The 15,765-nt window shown below is 65.7% G+C and carries 15 protein-coding genes; 5 read left to right on the top strand and 10 right to left on the bottom strand.

The window, feature by feature from the left end:
• Positions 1-59: 59 nt before the first annotated feature.
• The gene (locus tag M1D74_RS06460; protein ID WP_309072504.1) at positions 60-1,025 is read left to right on the top strand and encodes a quinone oxidoreductase family protein; all 966 of its coding nucleotides are present in this window, start codon (positions 60-62) and stop codon (positions 1,023-1,025) included.
• 68 nt (positions 1,026-1,093) lie between these two features.
• On the opposite strand, the gene pheT is transcribed toward M1D74_RS06460, so the two are convergent.
• Both pheT and pheS read right to left on the bottom strand, forming a co-directional pair.
• Positions 1,094-3,631: a phenylalanine--tRNA ligase subunit beta gene (gene pheT, locus M1D74_RS06455; RefSeq protein WP_458116884.1), complete on the bottom strand. Its 2,538-nt coding sequence runs from the start codon at positions 3,629-3,631 to the stop codon at positions 1,094-1,096.
• A 2-nt stretch (positions 3,632-3,633) separates the two neighbouring features.
• Entirely contained in the window at positions 3,634-4,734 is a 1,101-nt protein-coding gene (gene pheS / locus M1D74_RS06450; protein ID WP_458116883.1) for a phenylalanine--tRNA ligase subunit alpha, read from the bottom strand.
• A 165-nt stretch (positions 4,735-4,899) separates the two neighbouring features.
• On the opposite strand from pheS, the gene M1D74_RS06445 reads away from it, so the two are divergent.
• Positions 4,900-5,346: an eCIS core domain-containing protein gene (locus M1D74_RS06445; protein ID WP_309072513.1), complete on the top strand. Its 447-nt coding sequence runs from the start codon at positions 4,900-4,902 to the stop codon at positions 5,344-5,346.
• A 31-nt stretch (positions 5,347-5,377) separates the two neighbouring features.
• Here M1D74_RS06445 and pcp read toward each other — a convergent pair whose 3' ends face one another.
• Positions 5,378-6,019, bottom strand: coding sequence for a pyroglutamyl-peptidase I (gene pcp, locus M1D74_RS06440; protein ID WP_458116882.1), 642 nt, complete (start codon positions 6,017-6,019; stop codon positions 5,378-5,380).
• Positions 6,020-6,080: 61 nt separating this feature from the next.
• Here pcp and M1D74_RS06435 point away from each other — a divergent pair, with 61 nt between their 5' ends.
• Positions 6,081-7,118, top strand: a complete 1,038-nt coding sequence (locus M1D74_RS06435; protein ID WP_458116881.1) for an Rv2578c family radical SAM protein — start codon at positions 6,081-6,083, stop codon at positions 7,116-7,118.
• A 9-nt stretch (positions 7,119-7,127) separates the two neighbouring features.
• Here M1D74_RS06435 and M1D74_RS06430 read toward each other — a convergent pair whose 3' ends face one another.
• Positions 7,128-7,577 (bottom strand): (deoxy)nucleoside triphosphate pyrophosphohydrolase, encoded by a 450-nt coding sequence (locus M1D74_RS06430; RefSeq protein WP_309072510.1) that lies wholly within the window; start codon positions 7,575-7,577, stop codon positions 7,128-7,130.
• Between the two features lie 36 nt (positions 7,578-7,613).
• Positions 7,614-9,161, bottom strand: coding sequence for an FG-GAP-like repeat-containing protein (locus M1D74_RS06425; RefSeq protein WP_458116880.1), 1,548 nt, complete (start codon positions 9,159-9,161; stop codon positions 7,614-7,616).
• Positions 9,162-9,596: 435 nt separating this feature from the next.
• On the opposite strand from M1D74_RS06425, the gene M1D74_RS06420 reads away from it, so the two are divergent.
• Entirely contained in the window at positions 9,597-10,817 is a 1,221-nt protein-coding gene (locus M1D74_RS06420) for an MFS transporter (RefSeq protein ID WP_309071438.1), read from the top strand.
• A 35-nt stretch (positions 10,818-10,852) separates the two neighbouring features.
• Here the strand turns inward: M1D74_RS06420 and M1D74_RS06415 are convergent, their stop codons facing one another.
• The 4 genes from M1D74_RS06415 to infC all read right to left on the bottom strand — a co-directional run bounded on the left by M1D74_RS06415 (position 10,853) and on the right by infC (position 13,650).
• On the bottom strand, positions 10,853-11,755 hold the full coding sequence (locus M1D74_RS06415; protein WP_458116879.1) for a TrmH family RNA methyltransferase: 903 nt from the start codon (positions 11,753-11,755) through the stop codon (positions 10,853-10,855).
• A 38-nt stretch (positions 11,756-11,793) separates the two neighbouring features.
• A complete protein-coding gene (gene rplT, locus M1D74_RS06410) occupies positions 11,794-12,177 on the bottom strand; it encodes a 50S ribosomal protein L20 (protein ID WP_299165291.1) in 384 nt (127 codons plus the stop codon).
• 92 nt (positions 12,178-12,269) lie between these two features.
• Positions 12,270-12,464, bottom strand: a complete 195-nt coding sequence (gene rpmI, locus M1D74_RS06405; RefSeq protein WP_026545492.1) for a 50S ribosomal protein L35 — start codon at positions 12,462-12,464, stop codon at positions 12,270-12,272.
• A gap of 112 nt (positions 12,465-12,576) precedes the next feature.
• Positions 12,577-13,650 carry a translation initiation factor IF-3 gene (gene infC / locus M1D74_RS06400; RefSeq protein WP_458116878.1) on the bottom strand — a complete coding sequence of 358 codons (1,074 nt, stop codon included), beginning with the start codon at positions 13,648-13,650 and terminating at the stop codon, positions 12,577-12,579.
• A 321-nt stretch (positions 13,651-13,971) separates the two neighbouring features.
• On the opposite strand from infC, the gene M1D74_RS06395 reads away from it, so the two are divergent.
• On the top strand, positions 13,972-14,382 hold the full coding sequence (locus M1D74_RS06395) for a DUF1844 domain-containing protein (RefSeq protein ID WP_309071436.1): 411 nt from the start codon (positions 13,972-13,974) through the stop codon (positions 14,380-14,382).
• Between the two features lie 45 nt (positions 14,383-14,427).
• On the opposite strand, the gene M1D74_RS06390 is transcribed toward M1D74_RS06395, so the two are convergent.
• Positions 14,428-15,732, bottom strand: a complete 1,305-nt coding sequence (locus M1D74_RS06390) for an MFS transporter (RefSeq protein WP_458116877.1) — start codon at positions 15,730-15,732, stop codon at positions 14,428-14,430.
• Positions 15,733-15,765 lie beyond the last annotated feature (33 nt).

Raw genomic sequence — 15,765 nt, 5'->3', positions numbered from 1 at the left:
CGCGCCGCAACCCCGGTTGGTGCAGTTAAGAGCAGTCCGACGAGAGGAATACCCAGACCATGCCCACAGCCATCTCAGCGGAGCGCGCCGGAGGCCCCGAAGTCCTCCGCCCAATCACAGTCGACCGGCCCAGCCCCACCGGCTCACAAGTGCTGGTGAAGGTCGCCGCCGTTGGTGTGAACTTCATCGAGACGTACCAGCGAGCCGGAATCTACGCTGTTGACTACCCCTTCATCCCGGGCGGAGAGGCTGCCGGTGAGGTGCTGGAAGTCGGCCCGGAGGCCCAAGGCTTCTCCCCCGGCGATCGGGTGGCGTTCGCGGAGGGATCCCGCTCCTACGCCGAATACACCCTCGTGGACGCCGACAAGGCGCTGCCCGTGCCCGACGGTGTGGACCTTGAGACCGCTGCTGCCCTTCCGCTGCAGGGAATGACCGCGCACTACCTCGTGAACTCCACCTACCCGGTCCAGGCAGGAGAGACTGTGCTGACCCATGCCGGAGCCGGTGGCACCGGACTCCTGCTGACCCAGCTGCTCAAGGCGAAGGGCGCGCGGGTGATCACCACTGTTTCCACGGATGAGAAGGAAGCGCTCGCGCGGGAAGCGGGCGCCGACGTCGTGCTTCGCTATGAAGGCTTTCCGGAACAGGTGCGCGAGCTGACGGATGGCAAGGGCGTCGATGTGGTGTACGACGGCGTCGGCAAGGCGACCTTCGACGGTTCTCTGGAATCGCTGCGCGTGCGCGGAATGCTCGTGCTGTTCGGGGCAGCGTCCGGTCCGGTCCCTGACTTCAACCTGCAGAGACTGAACAGCTCGGGCTCCCTGTACGTGACGCGGCCCAGCCTGGCGTTCTACCTGCGGTCCGCGGAAGAACGGCGCTGGCGCTCCGGTGAGGTGTTCGGTGCGGTCGCTGATGGATCCCTGACAGTACGGATCGGCGCGCGCTACCCGCTTGCCGAGGCGGCGCAGGCTCATGGAGACCTGCAGGCGCGCAGGACGACCGGGAAGATCCTCCTCGTCCCCTGATCGTTCATTCGGCAGGACACTCCCCGCTGGCCACCCATTCGGGGCGTGTCCTGCCACTCAATGAGGGGCTAGCGCTGCACTGCTCCATGGCGCTCGGCCGCAAGGTGTACCGCCTGGTCGCGGGCGGCGCTTGCTTCGTCGGCGGTGAGGGTGCGGTCGGTCGCGCGGAAGCGCAGGCCGAAGGCGAGCGACTTCTTGCCCTCCCCGATGCCCTGGCCGGAATAGACGTCGAACAGGTGAACGTCCTCCAGCAGCTCCCCCGCGCCTTCGCGCAGGGTGGCCAGGACAACGTCCGCAGGCAGGGCGGCATCCACCACGAGTGCGACGTCCTGGGTGGTTGCCGGGAATGTGGACAGATGCCGTGCCACGATCACGTCCGGAGCCGCGTCGAACAGGAGGTCCACATTGATCTCCAGCGCCACCGTGCGCGGCGGGAGGTCCTGCGCGGCGAGCAGCTTCGGGTGCAGTTCGCCCGCATAGCCGAGCAGCTCGCCCGTGCGCAGGCTGATGCGCGCGGTGCGTCCCGGATGGAACGCCTGGTGCTCCCCCTGCTCGATGACGAGGTCGACACCGACGACGTCGGCCATCAGCCGCACAGTGTCCAGGGCATCGGCCCAGTCGTATGCGCGCGGCGTGTGGCCGGCGGCAGCAGGTGAGTCCTTGCCCAGGAAGACAGCGGCGATGGTCAACGGCTGGACCGGCAGGCCTTCGTACAGCGCCTCGAGCGTCGCGTCGTCGGGCAGCGCGCCGAGCGGCGGGATGCTCTCAGTACCGAGGTTCTCCTGGGGCAGGAAGACCAGACCGGCCTCGAAGAGCGCCAGATCACGGAAGCCGCGGGAAGAGTTCCGCCTGGCCACCTCGATCAGGCCCGGCAGGATGGAGCGACGCAGGTAGCTGAACTCCGCGCTGAGCGGGTTGGCGAGCTTGACGGCCGCTCCTGTTCCCTCAGCAGCGCCGAAGGTGTCATTCGCCTCCTGCGACACGAAGGGATAGGACAGCACCTCGGTCAGGCCCGAGTCTGCGAGCGCAGCCAGGACACGACGTCGCTGCTGCTGGGCGCGTGTGAGCCCCCGGCCGGGAGGCGCCACGGGGAGGCGCGACGGAATCTGGTCGTAACCGACCAACCGCGCAATCTCTTCGGCAAGGTCGTCCTTGATGGTGAGGTCCTGGCGCCAGCTTGGGGCTGTTACGCGCCAGCCGCCGTCGTGCTCGCTGACCTCGGCACCCAGGTCAGCGAGCGCTCCGACAACCTGCTCCGGCGCGAAATCGATGCCGATCCGCTCGGAGGCGTAGCCTGCGGGCAGATCAATGAGTACGGGTTCCGGCGAGGTTCCGACGTCGGTGATGGACGCATCAGCGGTGCCTCCGGCGAGCTTCACCAGCAGGTCGACCACACGCTGCGCCGCAACATCGGCAACATACCAGTCGACGCCGCGCTCGAAGCGCTTGGAGGCCTCCGAGGGAAGCTTGTGCCGGCGGCGCGACCGGGCGATTGATACCGCGTCGAAGTGCGCTGACTCGACCAGCACGTCAGTGGTTGTGTCCGATACCTCGGTGGCGGCACCGCCCATGACGCCGGCGATGCCGATGGCCCCGGATCCGTCGGTGATCAGCAGATCCTCGGCATGCAGCTCCCGCTTGCGGTCATCGAGGGTGACGATCGTCTCCCCGGGATTGGCGCGGCGCACCACGATGTCACCGGTGAGTTTGGCGACGTCGTAACAGTGCGTGGGCTGGCCAAGCTCAAGCATCACGTAATTCGAGATGTCGACGGGAAGCGAGATGGACCGGATGCCGGCCAGCCTCAGCCTGGACACCATCCACTGCGGCGTCGGCCGGGTGGCGTCCACACCGCGAACGACGCGAGCTACGAAGCGGTCGCAGCCGTCGTTCCCGTAGACGGGGGCCTGGTCTTCCAGCCGCACCGGGTATCCCGAGCCATCAGCCTGATCGACGACGACGGCGCCTGCCGGATCGGTGAAGGCGGAACCTGTGGCGTGGGCGTACTCCCGGGCGATCCCTCGGATCGAGAAGCAGTAGCTGCGGTCGGGGGTCACGTTGATCTCGGCCGCCTGGTCATACAGCCCCAACAGCTCCATGGCGTCCGAACCCACCTCGGGGTCCAGTCCGAGGGTGGAGAGAACCAGAATGCCGTCGTGGTCATCACCGATGCCCAGTTCGCGCACCGAGGCGATCATGCCGGCGGACACATGGCCGTAGGTCTTGCGCGCCGCGATGCGGAAATCGCCGGGCAGCACAGCACCCGGGAGAGTCACCACTACCTTGTCGCCCTCGACGAAGTTGTGCGCCCCGCAGACGATGCCCTGCACGCCCGACGGATCGATGCCGTCCGCAGTCAGGGTCTGCTCCGCACCCTCGGGTACTACCCGGACCTGACACCAGTTGATGGTCTTGCCGTTGCTCTGGGGCTCCTTGACGACCGAGAGCACCTGGCCTACGACAATCGGCCCCGAGAGCGTGTCCGTTGGACGGTGGACAGCCTCTTCCTCCAGGCCGACCTTGACGAGCTCGGCCATGACGTCTTCAGCGGTGGCCTCCGCCGGAACCTGTGCGTACTCACGCAACCAGGACAGTGGAATTCGCACGGTTAGATCTCCATCCCGAAGTGCTCGCTGAAACGTACATCGCCCTCGATCATGTCCCGCATGTCTGATACTTCATTACGGAACATGAGAGTGCGTTCAATGCCCATGCCGAAGGCGAATCCCGAGTACACCTCGGGGTCGATGCCGGCAGCCCGGAGCACGTTGGGGTGCACCATGCCGCAGCCGCCCCACTCGATCCACTGCGGGCCGCCCTTGGCGCCGGGGTGCCAGATGTCGAGCTCCGCGGAGGGTTCCGTGAAGGGAAAGAAGTTGGGACGGAGGCGGATGCCGGCGTCCTCACCGAACATGAGCCGGGCGAAGTGCTCGAGCGTTCCGCGCAGGTCGGCCATGCTCAGGCCCTTGTCGATGGCCAGGCCCTCGAACTGGTGAAACACCGGCGTGTGGGTGGCATCCAGCTCGTCGGTTCGGAAGACCTTGCCGGGACACAACACGTAGATGGGAACCTCGCGTTCCAGCATGGCGCGCACCTGCACCGGCGATGTGTGCGTGCGCATGAGCAGGTGCGCTTCGGGAGGCTCGACGAAGAAGGTGTCCTGCATTTCACGGGCAGGGTGGTCCGGCTTGAAATTCAACGCATCGAAGTTGAACCACTCGGATTCAACCTCCGGACCTTCGGCAATCTCCCAACCCATGCCGACGAAGATGTCGCTGACCCTCTCCTGCAGGATGGAAAGTGGGTGCCTGGCGCCGGCACGACGACGGCGCGGAGCTGCCGTGACGTCGACCGCCTCCTCCACAAGGATGCGTGCATCCCGCTCTGCCTCCAGTTCCGTGGTGCGTGCTGCGAGCGCCTGGTTGATGCGTCCACGTGCCGGGCCGATGTTCTTCCCGGCGGCTGCCTTCTGATCTTTTGCGAGCGAGCCGATCTGCCGGTTCGCGAGGCTCATCGGAGACTTCTCACCGGTATGCGCGAGCCGCACCGCCTTGAGCTCGTCAAGGTTGGCGGCGGCGGCGATGTCGCTGAGGGCTCGGTCAACGGCGGCAGCAATCGCACCAGCATCCAGTGGATCCGGGGCGGCGACGTTGGCGGACACAGCAGTATCCGACGTAGGGAGGTCCGCGGGTGGGTTGGGTTCAGACATAAGTGTGCTTTTACCTTGGTGTCGTGAGCGCGATGGGTGCCGGCAGCGGAAGTGAATCCAGCATCCCGGCGGCCTTGCCAGTCTAGAGGACCGTGAGCTCGGAGCCCGAATATGTGCGGATACAGGTGCGGCTTCCCAAGGCGTTCACCTCCTAGACTTACGTCCATGGACGGCCGCGACCGGCTCCGCTGGGTACTCAACTGGATGAACGGCTCCACCCTGCTCGGAGTTGCTGCGGCGAGGCTGAGCAGGTGCGAAATCCGGGCCTCCGACCACGGCCTCATCTTCGCCCATCGCTACACTCCCCGCCTCCCGAAGGCGTCGGCATTCACGATAGGCAACGTCGTGTTGTTCCGGGCAGGCCCTGCGGAAGTCGCCCGTCGTCCGCACCTGCTGGCTCATGAGGCCCGCCACTGCACGCAGTACGCGTTGTGCCTTGGGCTGCCGTTCCTGCCCGCGTATTTCCTGTGCGCCGGAGTCTCCTGGCTCCTCACTGGTGATCCCGCCTCGCGAAACCCCTTCGAACGTTCGGCCGGGCTGCGCGACGGCGGATACGTCGAGCGTCCGGTGCGACGCGTGCTGCGACGCCCGCTCGGCGCCGGGCGGCGTTAGTGCTGCGACGCCCGCTCGGGGCCGGGCGACGTTAGTGCTCCGCCCCCGCCGCTATCCGGAGATCCGCTCCTGTGGCGGCGCTGGTGCGGGCGATGATGACCAGAGCCGCGGCCATCTGCTCGATCGGCAGACCGGGTGCGTTATGGGCGGCTGCCTGTTCAAGTGAAAAGGGTACGTGGATGAAGCCGCCCCTCGTGCCCCCGTCGTGCTCGGCAAGCAGGTGCATCAACCCGTAGAAGACATGGTTGCAGACATAGGTTCCGGCGGATTGCGACACCGATGCGGGCAAGCCCGCATCAGAGAGAGCGGCCAGGCCGCGTTTGAGCGGAAGGGTACTGAAGTACGCAGCCGGCGCGCCTGCCACAACGGGATCATCAATCGGCTGATTCCCTGCATTATCGGGGATACGCGCATCATCCACGTTGATCGCCACCCGCTCCAGCGAGACCTCCGATCGGCCTCCGGCCTGGCCCACGCAGAGCACCACGTCCGGTTGATGGGTGCGGACCGCCTCTGCCAGGACTTTGATACTGGCACCGAAGACGCACGGCAATTGGACGGCGACCGCCGATCCGCCCGAGGAGACCAGAAGCCCTGCCGCCCGCTCGGCCGCTTCCCACGAAGGATTGACGGTTTCGCCGCCGAAGGGTTCGAAACCCGTGAGGAGAATCATTGCTCCAGATTATTCCTTCCCGACGCCGACAAATAGTTGGAACATATGTTCTAATAAAAGCATGCGGTGGGATGCACAGAAGACGACGGCCGTGGGCAGCGAGACCGAACAGCCTCTCGTTCCGCTTGCGGGACTTGTCCGGTCCGTCCGTACTCCGGAGTTCGCAGGCATCACCTTCCACGAAGTGATGGCCAAGTCCGCGCTCAACCGAGTTCCAGCCGGCTCGGGAATGCCCTTCTCCTGGACCGTCAACCCATATCGCGGATGTTCACACGCCTGCGTGTACTGCTTCGCCCGGAAGACCCACAGCTATCTCAACCTGGACTCCGGGCTTGATTTCGATTCCCAGGTGGTGGTGAAAACCAACGTAGGCGAGGTCCTTCGACGGGAAGTGCTGAAAGCGTCGTGGACCAGAGAGCACGTCGCCATGGGCACCAACACCGATCCCTACCAGCGGGCTGAAGGCCGGTACCGGCTGATGCCGGACATCATCCGCGCCCTGGCTGACAGCGGCACGCCCTTTTCGATCCTCACCAAGGGAACCCTACTCAGCCGGGATATCCCGCTCCTCAAGGAGGCCGGCACGCAGGTCAGCCTGGGAATGGGCATCTCCCTGGCCGTACTCGACCCCGAACTGGCCCATGCGGTTGAGCCGGGAACACCTACGCCGCGAGCCCGCCTGGACCTGATCACCCGGCTCAGGGATGCGGGGCTGCCCTGTGGCGTGATGGCTATGCCGATCCTGCCCTGGCTGACCGACAGCGACGAAGCGCTGGATGCGCTCTTCGGTGCCCTCGCGTCAGCCGGTGCCACGGGAGTGTCGGCAGGAGCCCTGCACCTGCGTCCCGGAGCCCGCGAGTGGTACATGGAGTGGCTCGCCAAAACGCACCCCCAGCTCGTGGGCCGGTATCGGCGGCTGTATCGCGGCGGCAGTTATGCCTCCGGTGAGTACCGTGCGTGGCTCTCCGAGCGCTTGCGGGTCCACCGGCGTCGTCATGGCTTGTCCGCCGGTGCTCGGTTCTTCCGGGAGGAATCAGGCAGCTCCGAGCAGTCACCGAAAACTCCGGCCATGACCAGCGCAGAACCGACCCTTTTCTGAAGAGCCTTCCTACGCAAGGTCCTCGACGGGAACCACCGCGTCCAGCAGCGCGTCGACGATGGGCCGATCGGCTGGTATCCACGGCAGTTCCCTGAGTGTTCCCGTGTCCGCCAGGCCGACCCACCGCAGTTCGTCGTGGTCCTGAAGTGCGGCAGGTACTCCCGCGGTGATAACAGCCAGCCACACACGCATTGACGCCACGTCGTTCAGGGGCCAACCTCCAGGTTCCGGGCCTTCCAGTTCGGCCCCGAGCCGCACCTCGACTCCGAGTTCCTCGCGCACTTCGCGCTGGAGCGCCTCGACGTCATCCTCGTTGGGCTCGACTTTGCCGCCGGGAAATTCCCACTGGCCCGCGAATTGCTCCGGGGCGGTTCGGCGCGCAACGAGCAGCCTTGAGGGAGCCGTCAGCGAATCCACGATGGCGGCACCAACGATCTGTTTGCGAGCGGTATCGGTCATTCAGCCAGTGTAGGCGGGCCTCAACCGGTGCCCCTGTCAGAAGATGGCGTTGAGTCCGTTCCAGCCCGTTCCCAGGGGAGTCCGCGGAAAAAATCCTGAACGGCCGTTGCCCGGGTAGAGCCAGAGGGCACCGCCGGGGTCGCGGGCGACGATGTCAGCAAGACGGTCACCGTTGAGGTCCCCGGCTCCGACAATCGCGGTCATGGGGGTCCAGCCGTGACCCGCCCGGATACGCGGGAGAAATCCGCCGGAGCCATTGCCCGGGTAGAGCCACAGGTTGCCGGCGCCGTCCCGTGCCAGGATGTCGCTGTTGCGGTCCCCGTTGAGATCACCCGGTGCAACGATGGCGTTGAATCCGTTCCAGCCGATTCCCGCGCGTACACGAGGCAACCAGCCTCCGGTGCCGTTGCCGGCGTAGAGCCACAGCACACCGGTTGCCCGGTCCCGGGCCAGCAGGTCCACGCGCTGGTCCCCGTTGAAGTCGCCCGGAGCGACGATGCTGTTGAATGCATTCCAGCCGCTTCCCACGCGAAGTCGTGGAAGCCATCCTCCGGTGCCGTTACCCCGGTACAGCCACAACACCCCGGTCGCCGCTTCACGCGCGACGACGTCGGAAGGGCCATCCCCGTTGAAGTCCCCGGCCGTCTCGAGCGCATTGAAGACCCCCCAGCCTGTGCCTATCGTCACTCCCGGGTTGAGACGCCCGAGGCCGGTGCCTGCGTACAGCCGCAGCTCACCGGTTGACCCGACCCGGGCCAGCAGGTCGTTTCGCCAGTCGCCGTTGAACTCGGCGGTGGAGCCGGACAACGTCGAGGCAGGGATGGCCAGCGGGGTGAAGTTGTACGGTTCACAGGTGCGATCGTAATCGCGGACATTGTCGTACCACTGCGAGATGTAGACGCGGCCGGCAGAAAAGCTGGGCTGGAAACACCGGTCGAGGGCCTCGGTCGGATAGTCGAGTGTGCCCGCCGTCGCCCACACAGGGACACCGCTCAGCCGCCAGGAGCCCGTGATCTCCTGCCAGCCAGCTGTGTAGGAGTAGAAGCCGTAAGCGAAGCCTGAGTCGCGCAGTCCGCGCATCAGGCCTTCGATGAGGTACCTGTTGTCCAACCGCTGGGCAGCGGTGGCGGCCGGCCAGGGCTGTGCCGGGCGAGGCTCGATGTCGATCCATACCACCGGCGGTCGGAAGCCGACCCGGGTCATGCTCTGGACAGCGAAGCGGGCTTCGGAATAACCGACGTTGGAAAGCCTGCCGGCATGGGTGGCGGACGACCACGGCCCCTGCGTCCCGTAGGTGTTCAGTTGCGCCGTGGTCGGGTAGGTGCCCATGGCGTAGCCGTGTGCCGGTTTCCCGTTGGTGCGGGCCCAGGCGACCTGGTCGGCCAGACAAGGATTCTCCGTGAACGCGAGCCCTCGCGTCAGCCCGATGATGACGAACTGGGAGGCAGGCGGCGGAAGGGGCAACCCGAAGCCGCCCTGTGCCGTCGAACACTGAGGCCAGGAGATGTCGTGCCCGAAGAGGGGGGCTGCGTGCGCCGAGGGAAGCGTCGTTCCGAGCATGCCGAGAACCAGGCTGACGGTCATCAGGCAGGTGGTGACGGTCCTTCGGACGATCGACGGCGGCGCGGGCGACCTGCCGTCATACGTTTTCCGAGAAAGATTCCGGGACGTTCTGGGGAAAATTACAGGGTTTGGGGATGTCTCATCCATGGCTCCGCGCTCCTCGTGCCGGTCCAAGTTTAGAGCCGATGCCGATGCCGCGGACGGTTCGCGATGAAGTCGTTTTGGCATCGATTCGGTCTCGGACCCGTAAAGTGGAAGGGCGCGTTGCGGGCGTAGTAGCCAGCCACGAGACGGTTGCGTGTGGGCAGCAACGAGAAGCTCCATGAATAAACCGGAGCGTCAGCGCGTTATGCCGTTTCGAAGATGACCGATTTCCCTGCTCACCTTTCCTGCTCAACGATGCGCGGCCACCACACGAGCGCCTGACGGGCGCGTCCCGACGTCGAAATGAGTCCCGTGCCTGCTTTTCCCACCCAGCGCCCGCAACAGCACAACCTTTTGCTGGCGATTCTTGCCCTTGCCGTCGGAGGGTTCGGAATCGGCACCACGGAGTTTGCCATCATGGGCCTCCTTCCCGACATGGTCGCCGACCTCGGAGTCGACATCCCGGCCGGCGGTCATGTCATCTCCGCCTACGCGCTGGGCGTCGTGGTGGGCGCACCGGTGCTGTCGACTCTCGGAGCACGCCTGCCGCATAAGCGGGTTGCGCTGGCTCTCATGGCGCTGTTCACGGCCGGCAACCTCTCCTCCTACATAGCTGACGACTACGGCTGGTTGCTGGTCTCACGCTTCGTGTCCGGATTGCCGCACGGCGCCTTCTTCGGAGTCGCAGCGGTGATTGCCGCATCCCTGTCCGCTCCGACCCGCCGTGCTCAGGCCGTCGCCATGGTCATGATGGGACTGAGCGTGGCCAACGTTGTGGGCGTTCCCTTCGCCACCTGGCTGGGGCAGGAGTACGGCTGGCGGACCATGTTCATCCTCGTTGGCCTGATCGGGGTCCTCACGCTGCTGCTGATCTCCCGCTTCGTCCCACACCAGGACGTGCGCGACGGCGCGAGCATCACCCGCGAACTCGGCGCCCTCAAGCGCGGCCAGGTCTGGATGACGCTGCTCATCGGAACCGTCGGGTTCGGTGGATTCTTCGCCGTCTACACCTACATCGCGCCGACCATGACTGACGTGGCCGGCGTCTCCGAGTCCCTGCTGCCGATCGTCGTCGCCCTGTACGGGCTGGGCATGGTTGCCGGAAACATCGTCGGTGGGCGGCTCGCAGACATCTCGGTCCTGGGAACCATCTACTGGGTGATGGGAAGTATCTCGGCGTGCCTTCTGGTCTTCGCCTTTGCGGTTCAATGGGCGCCGACCGCGCTGCTTTTTGTCTTCCTGGTCGGAGCGATCGGCTCGTCGCTGATTCCGTCGCTTCAGGTCCGCCTCATGGATGTCTCGCCTGATGCGCCGTCGCTGGCATCGTCAATGAACCATGCGGCGCTGAACACGGCCAATGCCCTCGGCGCGTTCCTCGGCGGTGCAGTCATCGCGCTGGGGTGGGGGTACACCGCCCCGGCCCTGGTTGGTGCGGTCCTTGCCGCCTTCGGCCTCGGCGTAGCCCTCTTGAGCGGGCGCATGGACCGGAAGAATACGACGGCGGAAACCGTCCTGCAGACGGTTTCCCGCTGATTGCATCCTCCGCAGGCGTGCGTGGCGAGGAATTTTCAGCCCCGTTGAGCGCGGGCTGAAGCGTACAGGCAGACTGTTGCCGCCGTTCCCACATTGAGGCTCTCAGCAAGTCCGTAGACAGGAACCGACACCCGGTAGTCGGCCTTGGCCAGGACGTCCGGGCCCAGGCCCTGCGCCTCGTTGCCGAAGAGCCAGGCGGTGGGAGCCTCCAGTAAGGGAGATGGAGACTGTTCCTCCTGTGCGGACGCAGACGACGGCGCCAGCCGCCGGGCAGCGCTCGCGTCCTGGAGCTCGTCAAGGTTCCAGTCACCGTACCCATCAGCGGCCAGCGTCGTCATGGAGCGCCCGGCCAGTTCAGCGAGGAGATCCTGGGTCTCAACACCGACCACTACGGGGAGGTGGAAGAGCGAGCCCACCGTCGATCGCACGGCCTTCGGGTTATAGATGTCGACGCTGCCCGCTGTGAATATCACGGCATCAGCACCCGCGGAGTCGGCTGCGCGGAGGATGGTCCCGGCATTTCCCGGGTCCCGAACCTCTACGAGCACTGCTATCAGCCGCGGACGGCGCTCGAGCACAGTGGCAAGCGGGGAGTCAATGAATCTGCAGACTGCGACAGCGCCCTGTGGAGTCACGGTGGAGCTCATGGCAGCGAGGACTTCGGCTGTCACCATGCGCACCGGTACCACAGAGCCGAACTCCGGATAGCGTTCCAGGGTTTCCGCGGTTAGATACACATCATCCACGACACCGCTCTGCTCTGCGGTGAGCCGCTCCTGATGAAGACGAAGAGCTTCACGAACCGCCTGAGGCCCCTCGGCGAGAAAGCGCCCCTGCCTCAGACGCGCCGAACGCCCCGCAAGCTTGGCTAATTCGCGAACCCGATCGGATCGGGGGTTGCTGAGTAGCGGTGCCTGGGGGCGTTCGGATGTACTCATGAATTGATGGCCGGCTGAGGAAACCGGCGAAGCGCTGGCTAGGCCTGCACCGGCGCAGAGGTGTCGGACGGCAGTGCGTCCTTCGCGATCTGCACGAGGGCTGCGAAAGCGTTGGCGTCGGTCACGGCCAGATCGGCCAGCATGCGACGGTCAACCTCAACGCCTGCGGCCTTGAGGCCCTGGATCAGGCGGTTGTAGGTGAGGCCATTGGCGCGGGAGGCAGCGTTGATGCGCTGGATCCAGAGGCGGCGGAAGTCGCCCTTGCGCTTCCGGCGGTCACCGTAGCTGTAGACGAACGAGTGGAGCAGCTGCTCCTTTGCCTTGCGGTACAGGCGCGAACGCTGACCGCGGTAGCCCTTGGCGCGCTCGAGAATAACCCGACGCTTCTTGTGGGCGTTGACCGCCCGCTTCACACGTGCCACGTGCGTACTCCTTAGTTAGATCGTCCGAACGCGTATCCCTGCGGCAGTACAGCCGATACTCAGGGTGTCCGGAAGTGGTAGGGGGTGCTGTGTTAGACGCCGAGCATCTTCTTGATGACCTTGGTGTCCGCCTTGGAGACAATCTGGTCGCTGGCCAGACGGCGCGTCAGGGTGGAGGGCTTGTGCTCCAGGTAGTGACGGCGGTTGGCCTGCTGGCGCTTGAGCTTTCCGCTACCCGTCAGCTTGAAGCGCTTCTTGGCGCCACTGTGTGTCTTCATCTTCGGCATGGAAACCGATCTCCTTTGGTCTCCGCCGGCACTTTGCCGGCGGCTCTTTGCGGTACCCGCAGCGAACTGCGGTGCTTACGTGTTGCCTCGCTGCCGGGGCGGCAGCCGGCTCCTAGTTGGAGCCGGACGGCTTCGGACGGCTTGGCGTGCCCTTGGGCGCCGCCTTACCGGTTGGTTTCGGTGCAGCCGCGGGCCTCGGCTTCGGCGTTGCCGCCGGCTTGGGCATTGCGGCAGGCTTCGGGGTAGCAGCCGGCTTCGGCGCTGCGGCCGGAGTCGGTGCTGGCGCTGGAGCCGGTGCTGGCGCTGGCGCTGGAGCCGGTGCTGGCGCAGCGGACTGCCTGGGTGCCGCCGCCTGCTTTGGAGCTGTCTCCCGCTTGGGAGCTGCCGCCTGCTTGGGCGCTGCAGCTTCAGGCTTCACCTCGGCGAGCTCAGGCTCAACCTCTGACGCCTTCGGAGCGGCAGCCGCGGCGGCGGAAGGCTCAGTCGCTGCTGGCTCCGTTGCCGGAGCTTCGGTAACCGTCTCAACAGCTTCGGGCTCAACAGCGGATTCCGGAGCAGAGGTCAACGACGCAGCACGCAGTTCCTCAGGAAGCAGATCCCCGAGGCTCTGAGTCAACGGTGCCTGCCCGGTGGTGTCGACCTTGCCCTTGGAGGACTCGTTCGCTGCCTTCGACTCAGCACGCTGTGCCGCGCGGCGCGCTTCAGCCTTTGCCTCGGCCTTGTTCTTCACAGGGCCAATGACCATCACCATGTTGCGACCGTCGATGCGCGGCGTGGACTCGACTACGCCGACCTCGGCGACATCCTCCGCGAAGCGCTGCAGAAGGCGGATGCCCATCTCAGGACGCTGCTGCTCGCGACCACGGAACTGGATCATCGCCTTGACCTTGTCCCCGGCTCCGAGGAAGCGAATGGCATGGCCGCGCTTGGTCTCGTAGTCATGGGTGTCGATCTTCAGCCGGAAACGAATTTCCTTCAGCACCGTGTTGGTCTGGTTCTTGCGCGCCTCGCGCGCCTTGACCGCGGCTTCGTACTTGTACTTACCAAAATCCATGAGCTTGGCAACCGGGGGCTTGGCCTGAGGTGCCACCTCAACAAGATCAAGGTCGGACTCAGCGGCGAGGCGGAGGGCGTCTTCAATACGGACGATTCCAACCTGCTCGCCCGCAGGGCCTACCAACCGCACCTCTGGGACGCGGATACGATCATTGATTCTTGGCTCGCTAATGTGCTGCTCCTGATGTCCGTTGAAAACCTGGACCGCCTGCAAAAGGAGAAGGCCTCCAATCGCATGCGCAATCGAAGGCCTCGAGCATCAGTGCATGGCACATCCATAGGGGAATGCCTGAGCACCGACCTGGAACCCGGCTGCCTGTAGCTGCCTCAAGGGCAACGGCGGCAATCGCGGGTGGGAGAGGACTCCGCTTGCATACTGGTGATCTTTTTCATGCCGTTCCCGGCCATAAAAAATAACGACCCTCAGTTGGTCTGTGACAAGCTTACCAGCATGAGCACAGCAGACAGTAATCCCGAAGCCTCCCGTCACACCTTCCAGTCCCCGGAGGAGACGCGGGCCGCCTCCGGCTCGGCGTCGGATCATGTTCGGGACATCGCCGAGGTTGCGGCAGTCGAGGTCATCACCACGTCCGCGGTACATCTGATGAGCGCAGCCGCCGTCAAGTGCGGACTCGCCGAGGGTTCCGATGCCGAAACCTACAAGGACCTCGACGAGGCAAGGAAACTGATCACCGCGCTGGCCGGCTTCATCACCGCTGCGGCGCCCGAGATCGGCAGCCAGCACGCAGGACCGTTGCGCGACGGACTGCGATCCCTGCAGCTTGCCTTCCGCGAGGCATCCCTCATCCCCGACGCGCCCGGTCAGGGCCCCGGCGAGAAGTTCACCGGACCGGTCAACTAGCAGGAGTACAGGGGCGGGCCCCGGTCAACTGACTGACGGCGGCCCTCAGGCGGAGCGCCGCCGCCGTACCTGTTGTGCCACCAGGCAGCTCAGGCTCAGGGCGGCGGCCGCCGTCCCCACTGCGACGAACCCACCCCAGGGTCCCACCGAGTCGATCATCAGGCCCGCCAGGGGTGCCCCCAGCGCCACGCCGGACGTCAGGGCTGATCCGTACCAGCCCATCGCCTCTCCCCTGCGTTCCTCGGCGACCAGGTCGGCGATCTGCTCGGACGCCGCCGAGAGCACCGGGGCACACAACAGTCCCGGCGCGATTGAGAGCAGGGCGAGGACCACCGTGCTGTCGGCAAAACCCATGGGAATGGTCAGCACGCTCATCAGGAGCAGGAGAACCAACGGGGACAGCGGCCGGTGCATTGCCCCGTAGACCAGGCCGCCCACCACGGAGGCGGAACACCAGGCCAGGAAGACCCATCCGAGTTCGAACGCGCGCCCGTCGCTCTCCAGCACGGCGATGATTCCGACGTCGGTCCCGGCCAGGACAAGACCGGCCCCCGCTGCGACGATCATGACCACTGCCACCGGAAGGGTGAGCCACGCGAAACTGTGTGCCACCCGGCTACGCGCCCGAGCCGTCCGGGCGGGCCGGGCTCCCGGCACGAGTTCGGCTGATGCTTCGCTGACATGTGCCGGTGCGGACGCCACGAGCACGTCCACGGCTGCCCGGTCATCCTGCTCGGCAGAGGGCGTCGCGGCAGCCGCGCCCGGCTGGGAGCTGCGTGTGGGCGGGTTGAACCAGATCAGGAGCAGGCCCGCCACAGCGGTGGAGATGCCGACGACCGTCAGCCCCAAGACCGTGGATACCTGCGTCGCGAGGACAGCTCCGAGAGCCGGCCCTCCCATGAAGATCACTTCGGTGGCTACAGCATCAAGGGTGAATGCGGTACGGCGCGAATCGCCGCTCACCAGTACGCCCAGGGACTGCCGGACTACGGAGAACACGGGGAGCGTGAAGATCCCGCCCACCAGGGCCGCCAGCAACAGCCACTCATAGGTGAGGTGGGGAGCCACCGACCAGATGACGGCTTCGGCTATCACGGAAGGAATCAGGGCCACGCGCAGGCCCGCGGTATCCACCCGCCGGCCCCGCCACGGCGCACCCACCGCGATACCGATGGTCATCACGGCCGCGACAGCTCCAGCCTCCGCGTAACCACGACCGAGAGACTGCACCACGTGCAGCGTCAGGAGAACTCCTGCGGCCGAGTGTGGGAAGCGCGCGATCATGCCGACGATCAATAGGCGGCGCACCGGGACAACCCTCAACAGGTCCCGGTATACGGAAAAGTTCAACGTTTTTCATCTTTCACGCGGGCTCATCCGCGT

It is taken from the genome of Arthrobacter sp. D2-10 (genome assembly GCF_054161285.1).
Note: the sequence above shows the minus strand (reverse complement) of the source record. Positions and strands in the feature narration are given on the sequence as shown.